The 24,779-nt window shown below is 62.1% G+C and carries 20 protein-coding genes and 3 pseudogenes; 7 read left to right on the plus strand and 16 right to left on the minus strand.

Annotation, left to right across the window (positions count from 1 at the left end):
• Nucleotides 1–69 precede the first annotated feature (69 nt).
• Entirely contained in the window at nt 70–1,014 is a 945-nt protein-coding gene (locus tag AB4N42_RS21335) for a SphA family protein (RefSeq protein ID WP_460115290.1), read from the plus strand.
• A 146-nt stretch (nt 1,015–1,160) separates the two neighbouring features.
• Here AB4N42_RS21335 and AB4N42_RS21340 read toward each other — a convergent pair.
• From AB4N42_RS21340 to AB4N42_RS21355, 4 genes and pseudogenes are all read right to left on the minus strand, one after another.
• Nucleotides 1,161–2,370, minus strand: a pseudogene (locus AB4N42_RS21340) (DSD1 family PLP-dependent enzyme).
• Between the two features lie 74 nt (nt 2,371–2,444).
• Entirely contained in the window at nt 2,445–3,743 is a 1,299-nt protein-coding gene (locus AB4N42_RS21345) for a D-arabinono-1,4-lactone oxidase (protein ID WP_460116412.1), read from the minus strand.
• Nucleotides 3,744–3,860: 117 nt separating this feature from the next.
• The gene (locus AB4N42_RS21350) at nt 3,861–4,226 is read right to left on the minus strand and encodes a c-type cytochrome (RefSeq protein ID WP_460115291.1); all 366 of its coding nucleotides are present in this window, start codon (nt 4,224–4,226) and stop codon (nt 3,861–3,863) included.
• Nucleotides 4,227–4,357: 131 nt separating this feature from the next.
• Nucleotides 4,358–5,242 (minus strand): LysR family transcriptional regulator, encoded by an 885-nt coding sequence (locus AB4N42_RS21355; RefSeq protein ID WP_460115292.1) that lies wholly within the window; start codon nt 5,240–5,242, stop codon nt 4,358–4,360.
• A 132-nt stretch (nt 5,243–5,374) separates the two neighbouring features.
• On the opposite strand from AB4N42_RS21355, the gene AB4N42_RS21360 reads away from it, so the two are divergent.
• Nucleotides 5,375–7,018, plus strand: a complete 1,644-nt coding sequence (locus tag AB4N42_RS21360; RefSeq protein ID WP_460115293.1) for a GMC family oxidoreductase — start codon at nt 5,375–5,377, stop codon at nt 7,016–7,018.
• Nucleotides 7,019–7,224: 206 nt separating this feature from the next.
• Nucleotides 7,225–8,849, plus strand: a pseudogene (locus tag AB4N42_RS21365) (MFS transporter).
• Nucleotides 8,850–8,891: 42 nt separating this feature from the next.
• Here the strand turns inward: AB4N42_RS21365 and AB4N42_RS21370 are convergent.
• The 4 genes and pseudogenes from AB4N42_RS21370 to AB4N42_RS21385 all read right to left on the minus strand — a co-directional run bounded on the left by AB4N42_RS21370 (nt 8,892) and on the right by AB4N42_RS21385 (nt 13,457).
• A pseudogene (locus tag AB4N42_RS21370) lies at nt 8,892–11,370 on the minus strand (TonB-dependent siderophore receptor).
• Between the two features lie 102 nt (nt 11,371–11,472).
• Nucleotides 11,473–12,426: a FecR domain-containing protein gene (locus AB4N42_RS21375; protein WP_460115294.1), complete on the minus strand. Its 954-nt coding sequence runs from the start codon at nt 12,424–12,426 to the stop codon at nt 11,473–11,475.
• On the minus strand, nt 12,423–12,944 hold the full coding sequence (locus AB4N42_RS21380) for a sigma-70 family RNA polymerase sigma factor (protein ID WP_030137936.1): 522 nt from the start codon (nt 12,942–12,944) through the stop codon (nt 12,423–12,425). The genes AB4N42_RS21375 and AB4N42_RS21380 overlap by 4 nt, the downstream gene beginning before the upstream one ends.
• A 105-nt stretch (nt 12,945–13,049) precedes the next feature.
• The gene (locus AB4N42_RS21385) at nt 13,050–13,457 is read right to left on the minus strand and encodes a response regulator (RefSeq protein ID WP_030137935.1); all 408 of its coding nucleotides are present in this window, start codon (nt 13,455–13,457) and stop codon (nt 13,050–13,052) included.
• A 241-nt stretch (nt 13,458–13,698) separates the two neighbouring features.
• On the opposite strand from AB4N42_RS21385, the gene AB4N42_RS21390 reads away from it, so the two are divergent.
• Entirely contained in the window at nt 13,699–15,645 is a 1,947-nt protein-coding gene (locus AB4N42_RS21390) for a DNA topoisomerase III (RefSeq protein WP_460115295.1), read from the plus strand.
• 682 nt (nt 15,646–16,327) lie between these two features.
• Nucleotides 16,328–16,657: a hypothetical protein gene (locus AB4N42_RS21395; RefSeq protein WP_030137933.1), complete on the plus strand. Its 330-nt coding sequence runs from the start codon at nt 16,328–16,330 to the stop codon at nt 16,655–16,657.
• Between the two features lie 66 nt (nt 16,658–16,723).
• Here the strand turns inward: AB4N42_RS21395 and glsB are convergent, their stop codons facing one another.
• On the minus strand, nt 16,724–17,632 hold the full coding sequence (gene glsB / locus AB4N42_RS21400) for a glutaminase B (RefSeq protein WP_030137932.1): 909 nt from the start codon (nt 17,630–17,632) through the stop codon (nt 16,724–16,726).
• 324 nt (nt 17,633–17,956) lie between these two features.
• On the opposite strand from glsB, the gene AB4N42_RS21405 reads away from it, so the two are divergent.
• The gene (locus AB4N42_RS21405; RefSeq protein ID WP_217861629.1) at nt 17,957–18,151 is read left to right on the plus strand and encodes a hypothetical protein; all 195 of its coding nucleotides are present in this window, start codon (nt 17,957–17,959) and stop codon (nt 18,149–18,151) included.
• Nucleotides 18,152–18,298: 147 nt separating this feature from the next.
• On the opposite strand, the gene AB4N42_RS21410 is transcribed toward AB4N42_RS21405, so the two are convergent.
• The 5 genes from AB4N42_RS21410 to AB4N42_RS21430 form a co-directional block, all read right to left on the minus strand.
• On the minus strand, nt 18,299–19,318 hold the full coding sequence (locus AB4N42_RS21410) for a hypothetical protein (RefSeq protein ID WP_217861628.1): 1,020 nt from the start codon (nt 19,316–19,318) through the stop codon (nt 18,299–18,301).
• Between the two features lie 88 nt (nt 19,319–19,406).
• Nucleotides 19,407–20,012, minus strand: a complete 606-nt coding sequence (locus AB4N42_RS21415) for a saccharopine dehydrogenase C-terminal domain-containing protein (protein ID WP_460115297.1) — start codon at nt 20,010–20,012, stop codon at nt 19,407–19,409.
• On the minus strand, nt 19,939–20,814 hold the full coding sequence (locus AB4N42_RS21420; protein ID WP_460115298.1) for a saccharopine dehydrogenase NADP-binding domain-containing protein: 876 nt from the start codon (nt 20,812–20,814) through the stop codon (nt 19,939–19,941). Before AB4N42_RS21420 ends, AB4N42_RS21415 begins: the two co-directional genes overlap by 74 nt.
• 116 nt (nt 20,815–20,930) lie before the next feature.
• On the minus strand, nt 20,931–21,740 hold the full coding sequence (locus tag AB4N42_RS21425) for a DUF3618 domain-containing protein (RefSeq protein ID WP_030139708.1): 810 nt from the start codon (nt 21,738–21,740) through the stop codon (nt 20,931–20,933).
• Nucleotides 21,737–22,168 carry a phage holin family protein gene (locus AB4N42_RS21430; protein WP_198798153.1) on the minus strand — a complete coding sequence of 144 codons (432 nt, stop codon included), beginning with the start codon at nt 22,166–22,168 and terminating at the stop codon, nt 21,737–21,739. The genes AB4N42_RS21425 and AB4N42_RS21430 overlap by 4 nt, the downstream gene beginning before the upstream one ends.
• A 190-nt stretch (nt 22,169–22,358) precedes the next feature.
• Between AB4N42_RS21430 and AB4N42_RS21435 the strand changes: the two genes are divergently transcribed.
• Complete coding sequence (locus AB4N42_RS21435) at nt 22,359–22,775, plus strand: hypothetical protein (protein WP_460115299.1); 417 nt, start codon at nt 22,359–22,361, stop codon at nt 22,773–22,775.
• A 350-nt stretch (nt 22,776–23,125) separates the two neighbouring features.
• Here AB4N42_RS21435 and AB4N42_RS21440 read toward each other — a convergent pair whose 3' ends face one another.
• Nucleotides 23,126–23,626 (minus strand): YciE/YciF ferroxidase family protein, encoded by a 501-nt coding sequence (locus tag AB4N42_RS21440; RefSeq protein WP_030139706.1) that lies wholly within the window; start codon nt 23,624–23,626, stop codon nt 23,126–23,128.
• Nucleotides 23,627–23,748: 122 nt separating this feature from the next.
• The gene (locus tag AB4N42_RS21445; protein ID WP_258650402.1) at nt 23,749–24,678 is read right to left on the minus strand and encodes a ZIP family metal transporter; all 930 of its coding nucleotides are present in this window, start codon (nt 24,676–24,678) and stop codon (nt 23,749–23,751) included.
• Nucleotides 24,679–24,779 lie beyond the last annotated feature (101 nt).

Genomic DNA, 24,779 nt, shown 5'->3' on the forward strand with positions numbered 1-24,779 from the left:
GGCGGCGAACGGCTTATTTCTATGGCTCGGACCCTTGGTGCGTTTCCAACAATAATAACGAGCCCCTCCATGAACCCGATCCGCACGCGATTCACCTTGCAATTGACCTTGGGCCTGGCTTGCGCCAACGCCTTGCCGGCCCTGGCCACCGAGTCCGGCGTCGACAACATCGGCACCGGCACCGATGGCTTCTATGTGCTGCCGCTGGAGGTCGATAGCCTTCCGGACCACATGGTTGCGTTCAACCTCTACTACAACCACTACAAGGCCCGAAAATTCAACATCAGCTCACTGGGCGGCGAAGTGCCGGGCGTCGAAATCGAATCCACGGCGGTGATCCCGCGCATCGACTACCTGAGCCCGCTGCGAGTGGCCGGCGGGCGACTGGGCATCTACGTCGCGCAGCCCTGGCTCAAGCAGGAGGTCGCCGCATTCGGCCTGAGTGATACGCGCGAAAGCATGGGCGACACGACCATTTCGCCCATCATCCTCTGGGACATGGGCAAGCACCTGACACTGGCCGCCGCGGTGGAAATCACCGTGCCGACCGGTGAATACGATGCCGATCGACTGGCCAACACCAGCAATAATTTCTACACCTACAAACCACTGTTTTCCTTCACCTGGCTGCCCACGGACAACACCGAGCTGTCGATGAAAACCACCTACAGCTTCAACCGCGAAAACAAGGACACCGATTACCGCTCGGGGCAGATTTTCCACTTCGATTATTCCGCCAGCTACCGGCTGAACGATAACGTGACGGTGGGCCTCAACGGCTACTACCTGAAACAGACCACCGACGACAAACAGTACGGCCGCACCGTGCAATTCGCCGGGCAGGACGTGGACGATGGCGTGCGCGGCCAGGTGTTCGCCATCGGTCCGGCGCTGCACGTAACCTTCCTCAAATACGCCAGCGCCGAGATTCGCTGGGCCAAGGAATTCGACGTGGAGAACCGCCCCGAAGGCGAGATGCTCTGGGCGAAGATCAGTATTCCGTTTGCGTTTTAAGCGGCCGGCCCATGACCATTGTGGGAGCGAGCTTGCTCGCGAAGGCGGCAGCACTGCGGATATTTCTGCAAGCTGACACACCGCTTTCGCGAGCAAGCTCGCTCCCACATTGAAACGGTGGCGATTTCAATTCATCCACCCAGCCGTCAGCTATAAACCGGCCAGCTCTCGACAATCCTCCCCGCCCGCACCGCCAGCAAATCACCAAACTGCAGCAACACCGATTCGGTCTGGGTCGGGCGCAGGAACACTTGGTCCTCCAGCCCCAGTCCGACCGCAGCGGAGCCATTGACCATTTCCTGATTGGAGCTGCGTCCGTACAGGTCGTTGACCTGCAAACCGTGCGGTGCCTCGAGGTCGGCCATCCAGTTGCCGCCATAGATGAAAAAGGTCTCGCGCTGGTTCACGTCCCACCCGGAAAAAATCCGCGACGTGTCGTCCAGCGCCGGGATGTTCACCGCCCCGGTGCGTTTCAACACCGGCGTGGCGATATAGGCCGCCGGCAAATGTTCGCTCAATGACGGCAAATCGTAGTGGCTGGGCTTGAGCATGGCCGTGCCCACCGACACCTCGGTGCTCAGGTTTTCCTGTTCGTGGATGCGGTAGCTGGGGCTGCCGGCACGGTGTTGAGCGTCAGGCCGGGGCGCCAAAGATCGGGATAGCGCAGGCGCACGAAATCCACGCGCGCGCGGTAGATCGCCATGACCCGCGCCAGCAGTGTCTGCGGCGTTGCGACGATCTCCGGCACGCCCATGCCCACGAACGGGTCGTAACCCATGAACCCGGCAAACTCCAGTTGGGCCGGGTGGGCGCGGATCAATCTGAGCATCGCGTCCAGGCTCGCCTCGTCAACGATCCCGCCCCGGTGCAGGCCGACGTCCAGCTCCAGGTTGACCCGCAAGCGAATGCCCAGCGCTTGGGCCAATGCCCGGTATTGCTCCAGTCGCTCAGGCGTGTCGAGCAGCCATTGCAACTGGCGCGCCGGGTCGAAAGGACCTTGTGCTGCGTGTAGAACAGCTCGGCGGAACGCACCGGCAGGGGTTTGCCCAGCAGGATGTCGGCCTGTGGAAACTGCACTGCGTCATGGTTGAGAAACGGCTGGTGGAACGACATCAAGCGCCAGGTCTCGGCACGCTGGGCGATGTAATTCAGCAGGCCGGGGGCTGGCAAGGACTTCTCCACCAGCCTCAACTGCTTGCCGGCGCGTTGCACGGAGGCCTTCACCACGTCGATGTTGTGGTCGAGTCGATCCAGGTCGATGAGCATCACCGGGCGCATCGGGCCATGGGCCTTGAGCTCACGGTTGAGTTGGCGAAAATATTCGCTGTACGGCGCACCTCGGTCCTGCGGTCGCAGCCAAGCACCGACACCCACCAGCAATACCCCGGCACCCAGCGTTCCCGTCAGGAAGCGACGACGATTGAAACCCATCAGCTCACCCCCAGGATCGTCGATAGATGCCCATTGAGAAACTTGCCGGCCGGGTCCAGGGCCTGGCGCACCCGGGCAAACTCATCCCAGCGCGGGTACAGCGCCTGAAGCGTCCTGGCGTTGAGCGAGTGCAACTTGCCCCAGTGCGGGCGTCCCTGGTATCTCCAGAAAATCGGTTCGATAGCGGCGAAGAAATTGTGGTGGTCCATCTGGTAATGCTGGTGAACGGAGATGGCGCAGCTGTCCCGGCCTTCAAACATGCTCAAGGGAATGTCATCGGCCTTCACGTAGCGGTACTCGATGGGAAACCAGGTGCGCAGGTTCTTGTCGCGGATCAGCGCGAGGATTTCCCGCAGGCATGCTGGGCCCTGGTCAGCCGGCACCGAGTATTCCATTTCGTTGAAGCGCACGGTGCGGGCGTTGGCGTAGATGTCATGGGAGTCGCCGACCCGGTCATCGAAATCGGCCACCCAGCGCAGGCTGTTGAGCAAGGCTCGGCGGGTCGCCGGGAAATCGCTGCCGTACTTGTCGAGGTTTTCAATCACGCTGACGAACTCGTTGCCGCCCTCCTCCTCGGGACTGATCGGCGGCGTGGCGGAGTCGGTGGTTTCGTTCAGAGTGATCGACAGCGCATAGTCGGAATGGGTGACGACCTGCATTTCCCAATGCTGGTTGTCCCGGGTGTTGGTGTCCACATCCTCGAGCAACTCCTCGGTTTTCGCCACCCATTGGTGCTCGCGCAATCGATAGGCCGCGCGGTTTTGCAGGCGCACGCGGGTTATCAGTCCCAAGGCGCCCAGGGAGACCCGGCCGGCACTGAGCACCTCGGGATGCTGCCGGGCATCGCAATCGAGCACCTCGCCATTGGCCGTGACCAGTTGCAGGCCGACGACTTGGGACGAATAGGAACCGAACGCCTTGCCCGTGCCATGGGTCGAGGTGGCGATGGCACCGGCCAGCGTCTGGTAGTCGACATCGGCCATGTTCGGCAGCGCCTGGCCAATGGTTTGAAGCGCCGTGCCCATGCGCGACATCGGCGTGCCACCGCCGAATTCGGCCTGCAGGGTGGCCGCGTCGTGACTCAGCAAGCCGCTGAAAAAACTCAAGGAGAGCAAAGTCCCATCCGTGGGCACCAAGGCGCTGAAGGAATGGCCGGAACCCACCGGGCGGATCCGGCCTTCGGCGCGGCGCACCACCTGCACCAGTTCATCCAGATCCTTGGGGGCCAGGCGCGCCGCCGGCAGGCAACTCTGCGCACCGGACCAGTTGCGCCATGGAATCAATCGCGGGGCGCGCATCAGTTCGGCCAGGGCGCCCTGGCTGCCCAGCGCAGTGAGGGCCGCGACAACGCCGGCCTGTTGCAGCAATCGACGTCGCGAGTAATCCATGGTCATGCCGGAAAACCCCTTGTTGGATTATTGGAATCGTTGTCCAGACATGAAGGCAATCAGGGCCAGGAACTGCTCCTCGGAACAGTGCATGCACAGCCCCATCGGTGGCATGCCGTTGTAGCCGTTGATCGCATGATCGAGCAGAGTCTCGGTACCCTGTGCCAGGCGCGGGGCCCAGGCATTGGTATCGCCGGTCAGCGGCGCTCCGGCGGCGGGGTTGGCATGACAGAGCTTGCAACTGCTGTCGTAGACCTGGGCCAGCGCCGTATCGCCGGGCATGGCCGTGATCGCGGTGGACGTGGGTGGCGTGGGTGCGTCATCGCAACCTGCCAACAGGGTGAGTAGCACGATGGAAATGGCAGGGTGCAGCGAAAACCTAGGTAACCGCATAGGGCCCTCTCGCGGCGCTTTCTTATTGTGGGTCTGGCTGCTTCCACACTAAGGCACCCCGGCGTCCCGGCTTGAGGTCATTGCGGGCCATAAATCGGACTTGAGCGGACACCCTCGCCACCGGGCAATGCTCAGGGCAACAGCAACCCCTGCTCGCGCTCGCACAACTGCACCACGTAATCCCACAACACGCGCAACCGTACGGACTTGTGCAGTTCGCGGCGGGTGCTGATCCAGTAGCTGCGGCAGATGGTTTCGTCCGGCAACAACTGCACCAGCGACGGGTCGCCGCTGGCCATGTAGCACGGCAACACAGCGATCCCCAGGCCCGAGCGCGCGGCCTGTTGCTGGGCGATCACGCTGGTGCTGTGGAACACCACCCGAGGCTTGCGGCAAAAGCTGTTGAGAAACATCAGTTCCTGGCTGAACAACAGGTCGTCGACGTAGCCGATCCAGGCGTGTCGGGCCAAGTCCTCGCGGCTGCGCAAGGGCGGCGAGCGATCCAGGTAGGCCTGGCTGGCATAGAGCGCCAGGCTGTAGTCGGTGAGCTTGCGCGTCACCAACAGGTCGGCCGCCGGGCGTTCGAGGTGGATGCTGATTTCCGCCTCGCGGTTGAGGATGCTGACGAAGCGCGGCACCGCCACCAGTTCCACCTCCAGCCCCGGATAACGCTGGAACAACCCGTCCATGCGACTGGCCAGGAACATGATGCCAAGCCCTTCCGTCACCCCCAGGCGGATCTTGCCCAAGGGTGCGCTGGATTGGGTGATGTCCTCCTGGGCCAGCAATGCCACGTTCTCCATGGCTTCGGCATGCTTGAGCAACGTCTCGCCAGCCGGGGTCAACTCGTAGCCCTGGGCATGCTGGACGAACAGCGCGGTGCCGAGGCTTTTCTCGATGGCCTCGATGTGCCGCGCCACCGTGGCGTGAGTGGTGTTCAGGCGCCGTGCAGCCGTCAACAAACGCCCGCTGCGTTGCAGCTCCAGGAAATAACGCAAGTCATTCCAGTCGAACATGGGGGCGATCCTTGGGTGGGCCTGAAGGCAGGACTGTTTATAAACGCACAGCGGCTGCGCAAAAACTAACATTCTTTTGACGAAAACTAACAACTAGGATGAATGCCACAAAAACAATAAACGAGGTCGCGAATGCAACCTGTCGTCGATGAATACGATTACGTGATCGTGGGTGCCGGCCCTGCCGGGTGCTTGCTGGCCAATCGGCTTTCGGCCAACCCGCAACACCGGGTGCTGCTGCTCGAAGCCGGCGGGCGCGATAACTATCCGTGGATTCACATCCCGGTCGGCTACCTGTTCTGCATCGGCAACCCGCGCACCGACTGGTGCTTCAAGACCGAAGCCCAACCGGGCCTGCAAGGACGCGCCCTGAGCTATCCGCGCGGCAAGGTCCTGGGCGGTTGTTCATCAATCAACGGCATGATCTACATGCGCGGCCAGGCCGCGGACTACGACGGCTGGGCCGCCGAAGGCAATCCTGGCTGGGCCTGGAAAGACGTGCTGCCATTGTTCAGGCAAAGCGAAAACCACTTCGCGGGCGATTCCGAAATCCACGGCGCGGCCGGCGAATGGCGAGTCGAACGCCAGCGCCTGTCATGGCCGATTCTCGACGCGTTCCGCACCGCCGCCGAACAGAGCGGCATCCCCAACGTCGAGGATTTCAATGGCGGTGACAACGAAGGGTGTGGCTACTTCCAGGTCAACCAGAAGGCCGGGGTACGCTGGAACGCGGCCAAGGCCTTCCTCAAGCCGATTCGCAATCGCCCCAACCTGACGGTGCTGACCGAGGTCGAAGTCGACCGCGTGCTGTTGCGCGATGACCGCGCCCACGCTGTCAGCGCACGCTGGCAAGGTAAGACAATGAGCTTCAAGGCTCGCAAGGAAATCGTCCTGTGTGCTGGCGCCGTCGGGTCGCCGGGCATCTTGCAGCGTTCCGGGATCGGCCCGCGCAGCCTGCTGCAACGCTTGGGCATCGGTGTGACGCACGAGTTGCCGGGCGTGGGTGGCAATCTGCAGGATCACCTGCAACTGCGGCTGATCTATCAACTGGAAAACGCCCGCACCCTGAACCAGATCGCCGGCACGCTGTGGGGCAAGATGGGCATGGGCCTGCGTTACCTGTATGACCGCAGCGGCCCGCTGTCCATGGCCCCCAGCCAACTCGGCGCGTTCGCCCGCTCGGGGCCGGAACAGACCTCGGCCAACCTCGAATACCACGTGCAACCGTTGTCCCTGGAACGTTTCGGCGAACCGTTGCACAGCTTCCCGGCGTTCACCGCCTCGGTGTGTGATTTGCGCCCGATGAGTCGCGGCCGGGTGGACATTCGTTCGGCCGATCCGAGTGAAGCGCCGCTGATCCAACCCAATTACCTGGACCATCCCGAAGACCTGCGGGTCGCCGCCGACGCCATCCGCCTGACCCGACGGATCGTCGCCTCCCCGGCCCTCGGCGCCTTCAAGCCGGTGGAATACCTGCCGGGCGCGAGCCTGCAAACCGAAGAGGAACTGCACCAGGCCGCCGCCCGCATCGGCACGACGATTTTCCATCCGGTGGGCACGTGTCGCATGGGCCAGGACGGCGACGCAGTGGTGGATGCGCAACTGCGCGTGCACGGCATCAAGGGCCTGCGCATCGCCGACGCCTCGATCATGCCGCGAATCACCTCGGGCAACACCTGCTCGCCAACGTTGATGATTGCCGAGAAGGCGGCGCGGATGATGCTTGAGACAGACACCCGAATCACCACGCCGCAGAAGGAGCCTGCCACGGTCTGAAAAACACTAAAGATCCCCTGTGGGAGCGAGCTTGCTCGCGATGACGGCGGCACCTCAATACCTAGGCGTCAGACAAACCGCTATCGCGAGCAAGCTCGCTCCCACATGGGGCATGAGTCGATTCAAGGAAAGTGCGTCAAATCAGGAGACGCCTCACCCGGCGTCGCAGTGGAACAACAAAAACAATCACTGTGAGGGATACCGCTATGTCTGAACATGTTCAGCCCCTGGAAGCCACGCGCAGCGCTCGAGCACCAGCCAGGAAACCCAGAAAGTCATCTTCGCCTCGTCCCTCGGGACGGTGTTCGAGTGGTACGACTTTTTCCTCTACGGCGCCCTCGCGGCGGTGATCAGCAAACAGTTCTTCGCCGGGGTGAACGACACCACCGCGTTCATTTTCGCCCTGATGGCCTTCGCCGCCGGCTTCATCGTACGGCCGTTCGGTGCGCTGGTGTTCGGGCGGCTGGGGGACATGATCGGCCGCAAGTACACCTTCCTGGCGACCATCGTGCTCATGGGCCTGGCCACGTTCTGCGTCGGCCTGCTGCCCAACTACGCCAGCATCGGTATCGCTGCGCCGATCATCCTGGTGGTGCTGCGCATGCTCCAGGGACTGGCCCTGGGCGGCGAATACGGCGGCGCGGCGACTTACGTCGCCGAGCACGCACCCATCGGCAAGCGCGGTTTCCACACCAGTTGGATTCAGTCCACCGCGACCCTCGGGCTGTTGCTGTCGCTGCTAGTGGTGCTGGGTTGCCGCTACTTCACCGGCGATCAATTCGAGGTCTGGGGCTGGCGCATCCCGTTCCTGCTGTCGATCCTGCTGCTGGGCATTTCCACCTGGATTCGCCTGAGCCTGCACGAGTCGCCGGCCTTCCTGAAAATGAAAGAAGAAGGCAAGTGCTGCAAGGCACCGATCCGCGAATCGTTCGGCAAATGGGAAAACCTGAAGGTGGTGCTGATCGCCCTGTTCAGCATCAACGCCGGGCAAGCGGTGACGTTCTACGCCGCGCAGTTCTACGTGCTGTTCTTTCTCACCCAATTCCTCAAGATGGACCCGGCCCTGGCCAACAGCCTGCTGATTGTCAGCGTGGTGATCGGCGCACCGTTCTTCATCTTTTTCGGTTGGCTGTCGGATAAGGTCGGGCGCAAACCGGTATTGATGATCGGCCTGCTGCTGGCGACCGCCCTGTACTTCCCGATCTTCAAGACCCTCGCCCACTACGCCAACCCGGCCATCGACCAGGCCAGCCGCCAGGCGCCGATCAGCGTGATCGCCGACCCGGCCACCTGCACCTTCCAGTTCGATCCGGTGGGCAAGGCGCGATTCGACAGCCCGTGCGACAAGGTCAAGACCTTCTTGGTCAAGCAAGGCCTGCCCTACAGCAGCGTCGCCGCACCAGCCGGCAGCCCGGTGCAAGTGAACGTCGGCGACGTGAAACTCGAAGGCTATGACGAGGCCGCCCTGCGCGGCGCAGTGACCTTGGCGGGCTACCCGCAAAAAGCCGATGCCCAGCAGATCAATCGGCCGATGATCGTCGCCCTCATCGTCGCGCTGATCATCATCTCGGCCATGTGCTACGGCCCGCTGGCGGCGCTGATGGTCGAGCTGTTCCCGACCCGGATCCGCTACACCTCCATGTCCCTGCCCTACCACATCGGCAATGGCTGGTTCGGCGGTTTCCTGCCCACGGTATCGTTTGCCCTGGTGGTCTACACCGGGGACATCTTCTACGGGCTGTGGTACCCGGTGGTGATTACCGGCGTGAGCCTGGTGGTCGGCATGATCTGCCTGCGGGAAACGCGGAACGTGGATCTGGACACTAACTGAACCCGAGTGTGGCGAGGGAATGAACGTCCCTCGCCACAGGCTTCAAAAGCGTGCCTTTACCGTCGCGGTGAAGTTGCGGGGTTCACCGTAATAGTTACCGAAGCTCTCCGTCCCGATGGTGGTGTAGTAACGCTTGTCGAACAGGTTGTTGCCGTTGAGCGCCACTGACCAGGTGTCATCGATGCGGTAGCCAACGCGACCGTTCCACACGGCATAACCGGCCTGGGTGATCTTCTCGCCGCTGACCGGCGATACGCGGAAGTTATCGCTTTGGGCATTGACCCCGGCGCCGACACTGAACCGTTCCAATGCCCCGCCGAGGGCGTAGTCGCCCCACAGGCGTAGCACATGGCGCGGCACGTAGCTGTTGAACGAACCACCGTTGAGGCTGGCGTCAATATCGTCGAGCGTCTTGGTCTGGGTGTAGGTGTAGCCGGCCAGCAGTTGCAGGCGCTCGATAACCTCACCGCTGATCTCGGCTTCGAAACCCTGGGCGCGGACCTTGCCGGCGTTCTCGTAGCAGTAGCCATCCGACGACGCACAGCTTGAGTTGTAGTCGGTCTGGGCCTGGTCTTTCTGCACCGTGCGGAACAGGTTGAAAGCGGTGTTCAAGCGGCCCTCGAACCATTCGCCCTTGATCCCCAATTCATAACTCTCGCCCATCAACGGCTTGAGCGCCGAACCGCTTTGCGAGCGGTAATTGCCTTGGGGCGTAAAGATGTCCGAGTAACTGGCGTACGCGGTCAGGTGTTCGTTGAGGTCCAGCAACACGCCGGCAAACGGCGTGACCTGGCCGGTCTCGGTGCTCCTGGCGTGTTCCGTACCGCCCGTGAGAAATACCGAGTCACTCTTGGAGCTGTACCAGCTCACCCGGCTTCCCACTACGAAGGTCAACGGGTCCGCCAACTTCAGGCGCAGCGTCGAATACACGCCGCGCTGCTCGGTGACCGTCTTGACCGGACCACCTCGCGTCGAGTTTTCGATGAAGTAGCTGTCGTCCGGCTCGGGAATGTGCCGGTCCGGATCGAACACATCCTGCTTCTGTGGCAACAAGGCGACCGAGTAGAAGTCGTCTTTGTCCGAACGACTGGCATTGACGCCGAAGATCAGCTCATGACGCTGGCCGAAGGCGTCGAACTTGCCGTCCAGGTAGGCGTCGAGACCGTAATCGACCTGATCATAGTCGTACATGCTGCCGAGCAGATTGGTGGTCGAGGAACCGGGTGCCACCGAGCCTGATGCAAACGCGTATTTGATGTCCTGGGTATTTTTCGTATAGACCCCCGCGACCTTCACGGCCCAGTCGTCGTTGAGCTGATGCCGCAGGTCGCCGAACACTGTGGTCCGCTGGCTGCGCCAGGTATTCCACGACGGGTCCAGGCACGTGGAACGACTGAGTTTCAAATCGCTGCCATCCCGGTAGCGTGGAAGCCCACCCCAGCACGGGCTCGCATCGACGTCCTCATAGGCCACGCCCAGGCCGAGCGTCGTGTCGGGCGTCAGGTCAACGTCCAGGGCGCCGTAGTAGACCTGATCCTTGCGCTGGGCATCGTCGTAGAAGTAATGCCGGCTCTGCTCGGCGATCACCGCCCTGCCCCGCACAGTGCCGGCTGTCGTTCAGGGGGCCGCCTGTATCGACTTGCCCGCGGTAGTTGTCCCAAGTGCCACCCGAGAGGCTGAGTTCAGTCTGGGGCGTGGCCTGGCCGCGCTTGCGAACGAAATTGACGCCACCTGAAGTACCACCGGAACCCTTCATCATCCCGGCGGCGCCGCGCAGGACTTCGACCCGGTCGTAATAGGCCATGTCACTGCTGAAGCTGTCGGCCTGGACATAGCTGTTGCCCATGTCCAGCGGAACACCGTCGTACTGGTATTGGCCCGACATCCGGAACCCGCGGGAATAGAAATACTTGCCGCCCATGGTCGAATCGTAGACGGTGATGCCGGGCGTTTTTTCCATGACCTGATCGATGGTGTTCAGGTTCTGGTCGTCGAGCATCTTGCGGGTGATCACCGTGACCGATTGCGGCGTCTCGCGCGGCGTGTGTTCGCCTTTGCCGATGGTGACCGCTCCGGTGGTGTAGGAGCCGCTATCTTCGGTGGTCGCCGTGAGCAGTTGTCCGTCGATGGTGGTGGTGCCCAATTCCATGGCCGAACCGCGAGAAGGCGCAACCCGAAGCCGATAGGTCCCGCTGGCCTGGGGCTCGGCTTGCAGGCCGCTATCGCCCAGGATGCGAGCGAAGCCGTCGGCCACGCCAAAGGAACCGTTCAAGCCTGGCGACTGTAAGCCTTGAAGTTGAGCGGCATCGAACGAGATTGCAACACCAGCCTGGCTGGCGAAGCGCGTCAACACATCCATGAGGGTGCCAGCGCCAATAGTGTAAGCCTGCACCGAGCGTTGCTGGCCCGAAGCTCCTGGAGTAGTGCTCGCCTGCACCATCCAGGCACTGGAGGACGTAACAGCCAACAATCCGATTTTCATTGCAATCGCCAGACGACCTGGCGCGTTCACGCGAGACATGCGTCCCCTCCCCACAGTCAAGAAATTCACTGAGGGATGAGCCGAACGATGCAGACAAAAAGTGCAAAACATTTTTTATTGAATGATGCGGGGGGATCGGGGCTATCCGCTATGTGACACCTGAACCCAGAACCGGCTGTATCGAGTCACCCGCAATGAGAAACCGCTTTCCAGCGCCGCAAGGGCAAGGTCGGTATTGTCGATGGGAAAAACGCCTGAAACTTTCGAATCGCCGATAGCCGGGTCGCAACGCAGTATCCCCACGCGATAGCGCGACAGCTCTGCCAACAAGGCATCCAATCGACGGTCGATGGCAATGATGCTGCCTTGTTGCCAGGCGCCGACCGACACGTCGTTGGCCCTTGGCCTGCCCAGCGCCTGGTCGCTGAAATCCAGCTGGTTGCCGGCATCGACCCGCATCGCGGGTCCGCCACTGCGCAAACTGACCTCGACGGCCTTTTCAAGCACTGCCACCTCGCCATGCTGGGCCTGGGCGCGGACGATAAAACGGGTTCCCAAGGCCAACACTTCGACTTGCTCTGTGACGACCTTGAAGGGGCGCTGCGAAGGATCGACTGCAGTCGTGACGATAATCTCGCCCCACAGCAGCCGTATAACGCGTTGTTTGCCATCGAAACGAACGTCGATCGACGTGTCGGTGTTGAGCAGTACGGTGCTGCCGTCCGCCAATTGGTACGCCCGCCGCTCGCCGATGCCGGTCCGGTAATCGCAACGCAAGTTCTGCGCGGTCTCGCTTCTCCAGCCCCACCACCCCAGGCAACCGGTGGTCGTGAGCAGCAAGGCGCTTCGCAACACTTGCCGTCGCGACCGGCCAAGAGGTTCGCTCAAGGTGGGGGCGGCCAATGCGCCCGGCACGCTGGCCATTTGTTCAGACACCGCCGCCATGCGTTGCCACGCCTGATCATGCAGCGGATCCGCGGCCAACCAGGCCCGCCATCCGGCCCGATCCACGTCCGCCGCGATACCGGAGTGCAGCCGGGCGTACCATTGCGCCGCGGCACGAATGGCTTGTAGTTGCTCGGGCGACAGGCTCATGCAAGCTGCAACTGGATCTGCATCAGGCAGCAGTGTTCCATGGCCTTGGCCATATGGTTATTGACCGTGCGCACGCTGACACCCAGGCGCTCGGCGATCTGCGGGTACGTCAGGCCGTTGAATTGCGACAGGATGAACACCTGCTTGACCCGCGGTCCCAGCCCTTGAAGCAGTCGATCGATTTCCATGAGGGCCTGGAACAGAATCGCCTGCTCTTCCAGCGACGGCTGCTGCCGTTCAGGCATGGCGGCCAGCGCATCCAGGTACGATTGCTCAAGGGAGCGGCGGCGAAAAAGATCAACCAGCAAGCCTTTGGCGATCATCGACAGATAGGGCCGCGGCTCGCGTATATCCAGGGCCGAGCGCGCCTTGATCACGCGAACGAACGTATCCTGGGCCAGATCAGCCGCATCGAATGTGTTACCAAGGCGCTTGCGCAGCCAGCCTTGAAGCCAGCCGTGATGGTCGCAATACAAATCGTTGACGGCACTGCGTAAGAACAGATCGTTGGCGGACATGACAATGGAATAATTCGCGACTGATAATGAATCGCATTGTCATCGCAGCAACCGCCGCTTGGCAACCCAAACCTGCGCGGACGGTTCCTGCCCTGTCGCCCTGAGTCAGTGCACTGAATGGCTTTTCACCGTGCTCTCCACCAGATCCAGCATCTGCCCCAGCGCCCACGGCTTGGCGATGAACGAGGCGTGATGCTTGATCCCGGCGCTTTCCGGGGTCTCGTAGCCGGACATGATCAGCAGCGGAATCTGCGGCCAGCGATCCCCGGTCAGGTTCGCCAGGTCCGCTCCGTCCATTGCCCCGGGCATGGTGATGTCGGTGAGTAGCAGGTCCACGTAGTCGGCGCTTTCCTCAAGAAAGGTCAACGCCGAATCGGCGCTTTCCCGAGGCTCGACGACAAAACCTTCGTCCTCCAGGATTTCACAGAGAAACTCCAGGATGGTCGGGTCATCCTCAACAACGAGAATCAAACGTGTGGTCGCCTGTCCGTTGCCCTTCGGCATCGAATTCATGAAGTGACTCTCCCTGATTCCATTAACTTTGCCTTGCGGTTTCACCCGCTCTGCAAGTTATGAGCGATGCCCTGGCGATTAATTCATTCTGCTTGTCCACGCAAGCGCCGGGCGTGGCGCCTTGCGGGCCGTAGCAACGCAGCGCAACGCTTTATCTGTATATCCATACAGATAAAGCTTGCCCCGGCGCCGATCCCTGACCATGCTAGCGCCCCATGAAACCTGCTCAGGAAGAGGCGTTATGCGGTTGTACCTGTGTGAAAAACCGTCCCAGGCCAAGGACATCGCCGCCGTGCTGGGCGCCACCCGGCGCGGCGATGGCTGCTGGCTGGGCGCGAACGTCACGGTCACCTGGTGCATCGGCCATCTGCTGGAAACTGCCCCGCCCGACGCCTACGACGCCCGCTACAAGCGCTGGGTGCTGGCCGACCTGCCCATCGTGCCGGTCCAATGGAAGATGATGGTCAAGCCGAAAACCGCCAGCCAGTACAAGGCGGTCAAGCGCCTGTTGGGTGAAGCCAAGGAACTGGTGATCGCCACGGATGCCGACCGCGAGGGCGAAATGATCGCCCGGGAGCTGGTGGAGCATTGCCGCTATCGCGGGCCCATCCAACGATTGTGGCTGTCGGCCCTGGACGAAGCGTCGATCCGCAAGGCCCTCGCCGCCCTCAAGCCGGGAGCGGAAACCTTCAACCTGTACCATTCGGCCCTCGGTCGCTCCCGGGCCGACTGGCTGATCGGCATGAACATGAGTCGCCTGTTCACATTGCTGGGACGCCAGTCCGGCTATCAGGGCGTCCTGCCGGTGGGCCGTGTGCAAACACCGACCCTGCGGCTGGTGGTGGATCGCGACCGCAGCATCGCCGATTTCGTCCCGGTCGCCTACTGGGCCATCGATGTCCAACTGAGCCATGCCGGCACGGCGTTCATCGCCCAGTGGCGCGCCGACCCGGATGCCTGCGACGACCAGGAACGCTGCCTGAACCAGGCCCTGGCCCGAGAGGCCGCCCAGGCCATGACCAACGCCGCCACCGCCCGGGTGGTCAAGGTGCGCACCGAACGCCTGCGCGAGGCGGCACCGTTGCCGTTCGATCTGGGCACCCTGCAGGAAGTCTGTTCGAAGAAGCTCGGCCTTGGCGCCCAGGAGACCCTGGACATCGCCCAATCGCTCTACGAAACCTACAAGCTCATCACCTATCCGCGCAGTGACTGCGGTTTCCTGCCCTTGAGCCAGCACAGCGAGGCGCCCGCCATCCTGGCCGCCCTCGCCCAGGCCGACCCGGGGCTCGCCCCGCTGCGTGATCACCTGCAGCCGCAGCGCAAGTCCCGGGCCTGGAACGACGCCAAGGTCAGTGCGCACCACGGCATCATTCCCACGGCGGCGGCGAAGAACCTCGACAAGCTCGCCGGCAAGCAACGCGCCGTCTACACGCTGATTCGCGCGCGTTACCTGGCGCAGTTCCTGCCCAACCATGAATACGACCGGACCCAGGCCGATTTCGATTGCGCCGGCCAAGACCTGCGGGCCGTGGGCAAGCAGATCATCGAACCCGGCTGGAAACGCGCCCTGCCCGAAGCCCTGGCGCCCGCACGAGGTCGCGAAGCACCGGCACCGCAAACCCTGCCCGCACTGGCCGAAGGTCAAGATTGCGCGGTGGACGAGGTGAAACCCAAGGACCTCTGGACCCAACCGCCCAAGCCATTCACCGAAGGCGACCTGATCAAGGCGATGAAAAACGTCGCCAAGCTGGTGGAGGATCCGCTGCTCAAGCAGAAACTCAAGGACACCACCGGCATCGGCACCGAAGCGACCCGGGCCTCGATCATCCAGGGCTTGCTCGACCGTGGCTACCTGGTGAAAAACGGCAAGGCCCTGTCCGCCACCCCGGCGGCCTTCAGCCTGATCGATGCGGTGCCGCGGGCGATCGCCGATCCCGGCACCACCGCCATCTGGGAACAGGCCCTGGACATGGTGCAAAGCGGCGAGATGAGCCTGGAAGAATTCGTCACGCGGCAAGCCGCCTGGATGAGCAAGCATGTGGCCCGCTGCCAAGGCATGAGCCTGACCATCAATGGCCCCGCCAGCCCCGCCGGGCGCGGGGCGGCGCCATGGAAGAAAAAACGCAAGCCGGCCAAGCGCAAGGCTGGCGGTGCACCGCGCAAGGCGAGCAAGGCCAAGGCCACCTGAGCGGGAGAGTTCCTCTGTGGCGAGGGGATTTATCCCCGCTGGGTCGCGAAGCGGCCCCCTGCACTTGATCGCACGCACTGTGCGTGGCAGTTATTTTGGGGGCGCTTCGCACCCCAGCGGGGATAAATCCCCTCGCCACAAAGAGATCCCCCATTGAAGGAACAGGCCACCCAGCCACAGCCTTTTTTCATACCCAAACCATTTTGTCCGACAATATGTAGTGACCAAAAATAATCACTACAAAACCGTTGACGCCTCCGATTTCGCCTTGCATGATGCAGACGTCTCCCCGATCGGGAGTACAGGCAAATGTTTGAGCAAGCTCGTCTGACCGCCGAGCTGTTTTTTTCGATAAGGGACTGCCCACAAGGCAGATTGAAGGTGCTGACCTGGCATGACCGTCCGGTGACAAGGACGAGAAACGCTGGCGATCAATCCTCATGACGCATGGGCTCGACCCTCTAAAGTCGACACTGGCCTGAAGATTCTTCGCTGTTTCTCCTCGTTGTAGCGCATTTGCGTAGCAGCCCTTCGATTAACACTACACAACCGATGCACGAACCCGCTGAAGTCCAGCGGACGAACGCTGACGGCCTGATTTCGGTATCAGGCAGGCACTTACCGAACAGCGAAGTTTTGCGAACCACCAGACAGATCAACCAAATGGTCAAGGGGCTTACACATGAATCTGAACAATCAACCATCTATTGATGAACTGGCTCGCATGTTCGCAGCACACAAGGACAGCCTGGATAGCCATATCCTGTGGATTAGCAAGACCGGCCAGGTCCATATGGACTGCCTCTCGCCTTTCACCCAGGAAGACGAATTCGAAAAGCACCAGCAAGACTTGTGTGCCCGGCTGAAGATGTACCGTCGTGGCCAAGGCTACGTCGGCAAGAAAGCCGCCGCCGACAAAGACTTCATGGGCCGCGTGCTGCAAACGCTGACCCAGGCCTGGCAATCGGTTCAGCACTCGTCTGAGGTCCGGGTCATCGACCGCCTCTGCTGATACCCCACAAACAAAAAGGGCCCGTTCCTGAGTCAGGAGCGGGCCCTTTTTTTGTGCTACGGCAAACTAGAACACCGACCAGCCGATCCGCTGGCTGAGCAATTCCAGCGCCGCCATGCCGGCCAGCGAGTTGCCTGCCGCGTTGAGCTCCGGCGACCAGACGCAGACCGTGAACTGCCCAGGCACCACGGCGACGATCCCGCCGCCCACACCGCTCTTGCCCGGCAGGCCGACACGGTAGGCGAAGTTGCCCGCCTCGTCGTACAGCCCGCTGGTGGCCATGATGGAGTTGACTTGCTGGGTCTGACGAGCGCTGAGGATCTGCTCGCCGCTGTGCTTGCAGAAACCGTCATTGGCGAGGAAACAGAACGCCCGGGCCAGGTCGATGCAGTTCATTCGCAGCGCGCAATGGCTGAAGTAGCTGCGCAGCACCGCTTCCACATCGTTATGGAAGTTGCCGAAGGACTGCATCAGGTAGGCCATCGCCGCATTGCGTGCCCGGTGCTGGTATTCCGACTCGGCGACCTTGCCGTCGACCATCACCTGGGGATTGCCCGACAGCCGTCGGACGAAATCGCGCATCGACAATGCCGGAGCGGCGAAGCGCGATTGGTTGATGTCACAGATCACCAGCGCGCCAGCGTTGATGAACGGATTACGCGGCCGACCGCGCTCGAATTCCAGTTGCACCAGGGAGTTGAAGGGCTGGCCGGACGGCTCATGGCCCAGGCGTTCCCAGATGGCCTCGCCGGAATGCTCGATCGCCTGCACCAGGCTGAACACCTTGGAAATACTCTGCACCGAGAACGGCGTTGCGGCGTCGCCCGCGCAATACATCTCGCCGTCATTGCTGTACACGGCAATGCCCAACTGATTGGCCGCCACGGTGCCGAGGGCGGGAATGTAGTTGGCCACCTTGCCCTGACCGATCAGGGGGCGAACCGCATCGAGGATCTCGTTCAACAGTGCTTGCATGCGCAGGGGTCCCGTCATTCCCCGTTCGAGTGCGGGGATACAGACGCTAGACGCTGGTCAGGCGAATCAGAGCACACTGCTTCATGAAATCGCCTAAATACATCTGTGGCGAGGGGATTTATCCCCGCTGGGTCGCGAAGCGGCCCAAACCAGCAACCTCGGTGTATCGGGCAAGACTCTGGACAGCGGGGGCCGCTTCGCAGCCCAACGGGGATAAATCCCCTCGCCACAAAAGCAGCGTCCGGCCCCATTAGGAAGTGATGCGGGCGCTAGTCGCGAAATCCGGCGGTCTATAGTCAATGATCAACCGGCAGGAGGTACACGATGCGCCAGATCATGCAAAAAGAACCCTGGTGGGCCGCGCCGCCCCAGCCCGGGCAGGATGAAAGCGAATTGGAATGGGGGTGGCTGGTGATCTACAGCGAAGGCGAACCGCGCTTCGAATTCATCAAGGAACGCCCTTCGGACGAACAGATCCGCCATCGCAAGGGCTGCCGCGTCACGCTGGGGTCTGACTAGGCTCTGTACGAAATGTATCCGCACTCACCCATACTGCGTTGAAACGGCGCTCGGAATGCTCATGTACTCCAGTACACTCCGCTTCCTCGCCCCGTTTCGCCTTGTCTGGCTTTCGCGCGAACACATTTCATACAGACCCTAGGAACATCAAGGCGCGATTGCAGGCAGCTCCGCCGGCCGATTGTCGAGGTCCGCTTCCACCAGGTTGCTGTCGATTTCCCCTGCCAGGTAATACACCGCGGCCATCACCCCGCTGAGGGGATGCTTGAGGGATTTGAACCAGGCTTCGTCAAACGCGGTGCTCAGGCTCTTGCGAATTTGCGCTTCCATTTCCGGTCGCTCGCCCTCATGGATCATTGCGCGAATGCCCGCCACTCCCACCGAAATCAGCGCCCCAGCCGCTTTCCCGGCCACGGCCGCCGCCGCGCCGGTCGCCCCCCGCGTGGCAAATTGCGCTTCGATTTTTTCACTGGTGCGTTGCGCCACCGTGGCGATCACCGCGTCCGACGGACCTGAACCGGTGTCGGCGGCCTTGTCGACATGGTCGATCAGCGCCGCATAGGCCGGCAGGGTATCGAGCGGTTCGGTGTGGACCATTTCGTACAACGACGCATTGCGCGCCGCTGGCGGGCCGAGGTTGATGGCCCGGATGCCATGCAAGCGTCGGTTCATCAATTGCGCCGGGACTCGATGGCGCTGGGCAATCACCTGGACCTGTTGATTGAGCAGTTGCAGGTAATAACGTGTGGCGTTTGCCCTGATCGCTTCCGGATCGATTTCCAGCGCCACCGGCTCCAGCACTTGCTCGCGATACTGTTCCTGCAGGTACACCGCCAGGCGCCTGGCCGGGGAGTCCGTCTCGCCCTTGGCGCTGGCTGAATACCAACTGACCTTCACGGCCATCCATTCCTGGGTCCAGTAGCTGCTGAACCACGGAATGAATGCAGCCTCGGTGCGTTCATACACCAGCACCCGCCAATGCTCCATCGAACCGCGGGCATAAACCTGGGCCTGTTCGGTAGCGCTTTTCGACGCGGCGAGGATAAGTTGGTCGACCTGCCGCCAGGTATCCTGGGAAATCGCTGCCATGGCGACTTGCTGGCCGCGCTGTGACGTGGCGCACCCCGCCAGAACGAGCATCACGGCCAGCATCAGCGAACGCAGCACGATTGCGCCACCCGGGCACCAAGGGATTCATGGATTTGAGTATAGGCGCTGGAATCGAGTCGGTGCCCGGTGGCGAGGGTCGCAGCAGTTAGAACCGCGTGAAATGCGCGAATTGCCAGTCCTCCGCCGCGCCCTCCACCGTAGGCTTGGGGCTGGCGCCACTGGGTGTCCAGTCGGTGCGCTGGCCCACCAGCGTGCCCAGGTATGGCCGGGCGATTTCCAGCACGCGCTCATGGTCCATCTGTTCGGGCTCGACGATGCCGCGATCCGGATGCTCGATCGCCCAGACGATCCCCGACAGCACCCCCGCCGCCACTTGCAGGCTGGTGGCGTTGTTGAAGGGCACCAAGGCGCGCGCTTCGTCGATGCTCAACAGCGAGCCGAACCAGTAGGCATTCAAGTCATGCCCCATGAACAACACGCCCAGGGCATCGATCCCACCGCTGTCGATCTCACCGTTGAGGATGCGCTGCCGGGTTTGCGTCTGCCAGCCTCGACCGATCAGTTCGTGGACCGACAGCAACGCGTCATTGCAAGGGTGATAGGCGTAATGCAGGGTCGGCCGATAGACCCATTTGCGTTGCTCCTTGACGGTCAGCAAATCGGCCGTCGAAGCGGTTTCATGGTGGGTGATCATCAGGCCCAGGCACGGGCCGCCCAGGGGTGTCCAGGTTTTTACCAGCACGCTCGGCACTCGGCCGCTCCAGATAGATTGCGTTGCGGCTGCCGAAACGATGACGTCGGGCGGACGCCGGCCACGCACGTTCATGGCTGCCCCACCCTAGCTCCGCCGGCTGGCTGCCTTCGCTGATGAAACCTTCCACCGACCAGGTGTTGACGAACTCATCGTCCTCCTTGGGACGGTGGGATCGCTGGGTGTCACGCTCGGCAAAATGAATCACCTTGATCCCCAGTTCCATGCACAACCTGGCCCAGTCGACACCATCACGGGTCTCGGGTGGTGGATGGTCCAGCTGCAAGGCCAGTTCCATCAAGCCGGCCTTGAGCAAATGCGTGATCAGGCCAGGGTTGGCGCCGTGGGCGACCACCGCTGTCGGCCCTCTGCCTAATTTCTTGCGCAACCCCAGCACTTGGTAGCGCAATGCGTAATTGGTGCGATGGGACGAGTCCAACCGTGGGTCGTTGTAGCCGCCGGCCCACGGCTCGACGCAGGTGTCCAGATACAAGGCGCCTTTGTCGAACGCATAGGCGATGACAGCCAGGGAACTGACTTCCACCGACAAGTTGACGATGAAATCACCGGGCTTGACGAAGCGGTCGAGGACTTGCGCGAAGGTGTGCTCGGTCAGCGCCTTGCGGACAAAACGGATGCCCCGTTCCTTGAACCAGATGTTTTGCTCGATCACCGGGGCGATCACGGTGATCTGCTCGACGTCGATGTGGTCCTGCCCCCGTAGCAGGGGCAAGGTGGCCCGGGCGATGGAGCCGAAGCCGATGAAGACCAGATGACCGGTGAACGGGACCTGACGTTTCATGTGCCGCCTCCTTGGGAACGGTGTACCGCGCATGAAATAACCGAACGACGATCGATGCTACTTGCCAATACTGACAGGCGCGACGCAAGGTCCATCCCGCGCCGCGCCCTGCCCGTCTACGAAGTACCCAGCCCGCCGGACAAGTCTGCACCGGAGTGCGCCCGTTCGTGGGCCGGCGTGACGGTTGGCTCGTCTCGATGCTCGGTGGTCTTGCTCACCGTGTCGCGCACCGTTTCATAGCCCTCGCGAGCCTTTTGCCTGGCCTTGTCGGTCAACCCGGCGCTGGTCTTGCCCATCACGCGTTGCTCGGTGGAGGTGCTCGGCAAGGCCGCGCCCAGCATCGCCCCAAGGGCGATGCCCGCTGCCGCCATCATCAACGGTTGTTCCTTGAGCAAGCGGCTGAACTGATCGCCCAGGTCATGGGAACCCTGGGTCATGCGGTCTCCCGTTTCGTGCGCACGGCTGCGGGCATGGCGAGCACCAGCGCTCAAATCATCGGCCAGGTGCGAGGCCTTGTCCTTGAGGTGATGGAAGCCTTCGCGCAAGGAGTCGGTGGTGTCGTGCAGATGATTCCTAGCACTGCCCAAGCCACTCGCAAGCCCCTCGCTCCAACCGCTGCCGTCCTGGTCGGGCCCGACGCGATAACCGACCCGGGGCGGGTGGTTCTGGCCGAGCATCAACCAACACAGGCCAACCGTCGTGAGCACGGTCGGCACCGGGTTGTTGCGCACCGTCGTGCCCAGGTTGCCGAAGAATTCCGCGCCATTGCCCTTCACCAGGCCCAGCGCCTGGTCGAGCATCTGCCCCGGTGTGAATTTGCTGCCCAGGGCATCGACGATGTCGCTGATATGGGCGCGCTGCTCATCGATCTCGCGCTCGATGGTCTCCGGGCTCTTTTGCGATTCGGTTTTGAATTCATCCTTCATGAGGCTTTCCTCCGCAGGGCTTCCTGATCTTTGTTCAAGGCGTCGAGCGTTCGGTCAGGCTTGAAATGGGACGGTTCGAATTGTTTCTTGCCGGATTGCACCATGACAAAACCGATGATCATCACCACGACGCCGACGATCAGCGCGGCCAGCCACGGCGCCATCATCGTGCTCAGGCCGTACACCACCGCCATCAGCAGGATGATGAAACCGGCCATCAGCACCATCGCGCCACCAGCGACCCCGGCGATGCCCGCTTTCAACGTGTTGAGGCTGGCCTGGAACTCCGCCTTGGCCAGTGCCAGTTCCTTGGTAAACAGCGAGGGGACTTCGTGGGTCAGTTGCCGAAGCAGCCCCACGACCGAAGCATCGTTTTCGGGCGCCGAGGTCCCGGTGGAACGCTGGATATCTGGGTCTGGTCGGTTCATCACAATTCTCCTCTGGTATTGGCCGAGTCCGGCAACGAACCGGTGGCGAAATCACTGGGATGGTCCTGGACGCTGGGTGAAGTCGGGGTGACGCCAGTGGCCAGCCCGCTGCTCGTGGCGGCGCCAGGACCGATCGGGTCCGGCACCGGGTCGAACGACTGGGCGCCGAACCCGCCGGCAGGGGAGTCGAATGCCCGGCGGCGGGGTCGTCGACCTCGGTGGCAACCGGCGAGGTGCCGGCCTTGAGAAACCGCGACAGTCCGAACCCCACCGCGATGCTGCCGGCGAGGAACAAGCCAGGATTTTCCCGCGCCAGGCGAGACCCGTCGTGCAGCAACTGTTCGGCACTCTTGTTGCGCAGCTTGCTGGCCAGGCCGCTCATGCTATCGGCCATGTCCGCCAGGTAATGGGACACGCCAAGCGTGTCGTTGGCTTCGAGTTCCGACATGGCGGACTTGGCGCCGCGCGCCAGCGCATCGATCTGGTCCGCCGCGGTATCGCGGTATTGGCCGAAATGCGCATCGGCCCGTTCGCGGGCGCTGCCGATGGCTTCGTTCACGTCATCCTTGATGTTATGCAACGACTCTTCTGGTCGCCCATGGCCTGAAGTGTCGCTTTGTCGCTCGGGGTTATTGTCCGGGATAGTCATGTCTGTCCATCGCCTCCGTGATGAAAAACTCAACAACAGGCAATCGCTGTGCGATGCCCGATCAAGTGCCTCTCAGAACAAATGACGGGACGCGCGGGAGCTGAGTTCAAACGAGTTTGAAAGCTGGACGCTGGGTGGTCGTTGGGAGTGGTTTGAAGAATTTTTCTACACCGAACCCGTGGCGAGGGAGCTTGCTCCCGCTGGGGTGCGCAGCAGCCCCTATGATCGCGCCAGGTCCGAAAACCTAGGGCCTGCTGCGCAGTCCAGCGGGAGCAAGCTCCCTCGCCACAAAAGCGGTTATGTCGCCATCAGGATTCCATCGTCGCCGCCTGGTTGCCACCCTGCTCGGCAATTTTCGACAGTTTCTCGTCGGTGGCTTTTTCTTCCTTGAGGGTCGCCAGCAGCAAACCGACCACTTCATCGCCCAGGTTCAAATGCTTGGCCATGGCGATCAGCGTGCCGTAGCTGGCGATTTCATAATGCTCGACTTTTTGCGCCGCGCCGATCAGCCCCGCATCGAGCACCGCGCCTTTGTCTATTTCCTCGATCAACTCCTTCGACTCTTCCACCAGCCCTTCCATGGCGATGCACTTCATGCGCTTGAGCTTGATGCCTGCCACTTCCACCAGGGTGTCGATGCGTTCGATCTGCCCTTGGGTTTCTTCAAGGTGATCATTGAAGGCCTGCGCCAATAACGGGTTGGTGGTGGCCCGGGCCATGCGCGGCAAGGCGCGGGTGATCTGTTTTTCGGCGCTGTAGACATCGGACAGTTCGTGAATGAACAGGTCCGTCACGGTTTTTCTGGCCATCTGGATATCCTCCGATCAATGAACGGCGAAGCCGCGCTTCACCTGTTCAATCACTGACTCGGAGGGTTTTGCGGATGTTCAAGAAATCTGCGAACGCCTGGACAGAGGGCAGGCCGAGTGATTCAACCCAGCGCCGTGTCCAGGAACATCATCACCGCGAACCCCATCATCAACCCCAGGGTCGCCGGCGTTTCGTGGCCGTTGCGGTGGGTTTCCGGAATCACCTCGTGGGACACCACGAAAATCATCGCCCCCGCCGCCAGCCCCAGGCTGATGGGGTAAGCCACGGCCACGCCAGAGGACATGCCCAGGCCGATCACCGCGCCCAGGGGCTCCATCAATCCCGAGCCGACCGCAATCAACGCAGCGCGCAAGGTACTGATGCCGGTGACGCGCAACGCCATGGCAATGGCGAGGCCTTCGGGGATGTCCTGGATGGCGATGGCGGTGGTCAGGGGCAGGCCGACCTTGAAGTCGCCATTGGCGAAACTGACGCCGATGGCCATGCCTTCCGGCAGGTTGTGCAGCGTGATCGCCAGGACAAACAACCAGACCCGGTTGATACGCTTGGCCTCGGGACCGCGTCGGCCACTCAGCTCATGCTCATGGGGCACGAAACGGTCGAGACCGATCATCAGCAGGACGCCCAGCCCCAAACCGATGACCACGACAAGGGCGGCGAGCAACTGGTTACCGCAGATGACCTGCGCGGCATCGATGCCCGGCAGGATCAACGAGAACGAACTGGCCGCCAGCATCATCCCGGCAGCGAACCCCAACATGATGTCCTGGGTGCGCGACGAGATATCGCGCAACACCACCGCCATCACCGCGCCCAATGCCGTAGCGGCGAAACCGGAGGTACCGCCGAGCACCGCATAACCCAGGTTCTGGCGGTTGGCCCCCACCAGCGCGTTGTAGCCACTGTAGAGCAGCAGTGCGGCGACCAGCGCCAATCCGAGCCAGAAGGCCAGCCCCAGCAGCAGGTTGTTTTGCACGGGATCGAGCCAGGTACGCCAGGGCGATCGGATCCGGGAGGTGGGCTGGTCCATCGAATGTCCTTGTTGATTTAACCGCACGATGCCTGATCGTCACCCGCAACCAAAGGAACGATCAAGCAATATGTTCGGGCGAGGGAGCCAGGCCCCCTCGC

Source organism: Pseudomonas sp. H2_D02, from assembly GCF_054677635.1.

What these genes read in the sequence shown, in the direction of transcription:
- AB4N42_RS21350 (WP_460115291.1), bottom strand. Translation starts at nt 4,226, where the DNA reads ATGCGGTTACCTAGGTTTTCGCTGCACCCTGCCATTTCCATCGTGCTA.
- AB4N42_RS21445 (WP_258650402.1), bottom strand. Translation starts at nt 24,678, where the DNA reads ATGGACCAGCCCACCTCCCGGATCCGATCGCCCTGGCGTACCTGGCTC.
- AB4N42_RS21390 (WP_460115295.1), top strand. Translation starts at nt 13,699, where the DNA reads ATGCGGTTGTACCTGTGTGAAAAACCGTCCCAGGCCAAGGACATCGCC.
- AB4N42_RS21345 (WP_460116412.1), bottom strand. Translation starts at nt 3,743, where the DNA reads ATGCGCGCCCCGCGATTGATTCCATGGCGCAACTGGTCCGGTGCGCAG.
- AB4N42_RS21440 (WP_030139706.1), bottom strand. Translation starts at nt 23,626, where the DNA reads ATGGCCAGAAAAACCGTGACGGACCTGTTCATTCACGAACTGTCCGAT.
- AB4N42_RS21395 (WP_030137933.1), top strand. Translation starts at nt 16,328, where the DNA reads ATGAATCTGAACAATCAACCATCTATTGATGAACTGGCTCGCATGTTC.
- AB4N42_RS21375 (WP_460115294.1), bottom strand. Translation starts at nt 12,426, where the DNA reads ATGAGCCTGTCGCCCGAGCAACTACAAGCCATTCGTGCCGCGGCGCAA.
- AB4N42_RS21425 (WP_030139708.1), bottom strand. Translation starts at nt 21,740, where the DNA reads ATGAAGGATGAATTCAAAACCGAATCGCAAAAGAGCCCGGAGACCATC.
- AB4N42_RS21420 (WP_460115298.1), bottom strand. Translation starts at nt 20,814, where the DNA reads ATGAAACGTCAGGTCCCGTTCACCGGTCATCTGGTCTTCATCGGCTTC.
- glsB (WP_030137932.1), bottom strand. Translation starts at nt 17,632, where the DNA reads ATGCAAGCACTGTTGAACGAGATCCTCGATGCGGTTCGCCCCCTGATC.
- AB4N42_RS21355 (WP_460115292.1), bottom strand. Translation starts at nt 5,242, where the DNA reads ATGTTCGACTGGAATGACTTGCGTTATTTCCTGGAGCTGCAACGCAGC.
- AB4N42_RS21360 (WP_460115293.1), top strand. Translation starts at nt 5,375, where the DNA reads ATGCAACCTGTCGTCGATGAATACGATTACGTGATCGTGGGTGCCGGC.
- AB4N42_RS21335 (WP_460115290.1), top strand. Translation starts at nt 70, where the DNA reads ATGAACCCGATCCGCACGCGATTCACCTTGCAATTGACCTTGGGCCTG.
- AB4N42_RS21405 (WP_217861629.1), top strand. Translation starts at nt 17,957, where the DNA reads ATGCGCCAGATCATGCAAAAAGAACCCTGGTGGGCCGCGCCGCCCCAG.
- AB4N42_RS21435 (WP_460115299.1), top strand. Translation starts at nt 22,359, where the DNA reads ATGCCCGGCGGCGGGGTCGTCGACCTCGGTGGCAACCGGCGAGGTGCC.
- AB4N42_RS21380 (WP_030137936.1), bottom strand. Translation starts at nt 12,944, where the DNA reads ATGTCCGCCAACGATCTGTTCTTACGCAGTGCCGTCAACGATTTGTAT.
- AB4N42_RS21385 (WP_030137935.1), bottom strand. Translation starts at nt 13,457, where the DNA reads ATGAATTCGATGCCGAAGGGCAACGGACAGGCGACCACACGTTTGATT.
- AB4N42_RS21430 (WP_198798153.1), bottom strand. Translation starts at nt 22,168, where the DNA reads ATGAACCGACCAGACCCAGATATCCAGCGTTCCACCGGGACCTCGGCG.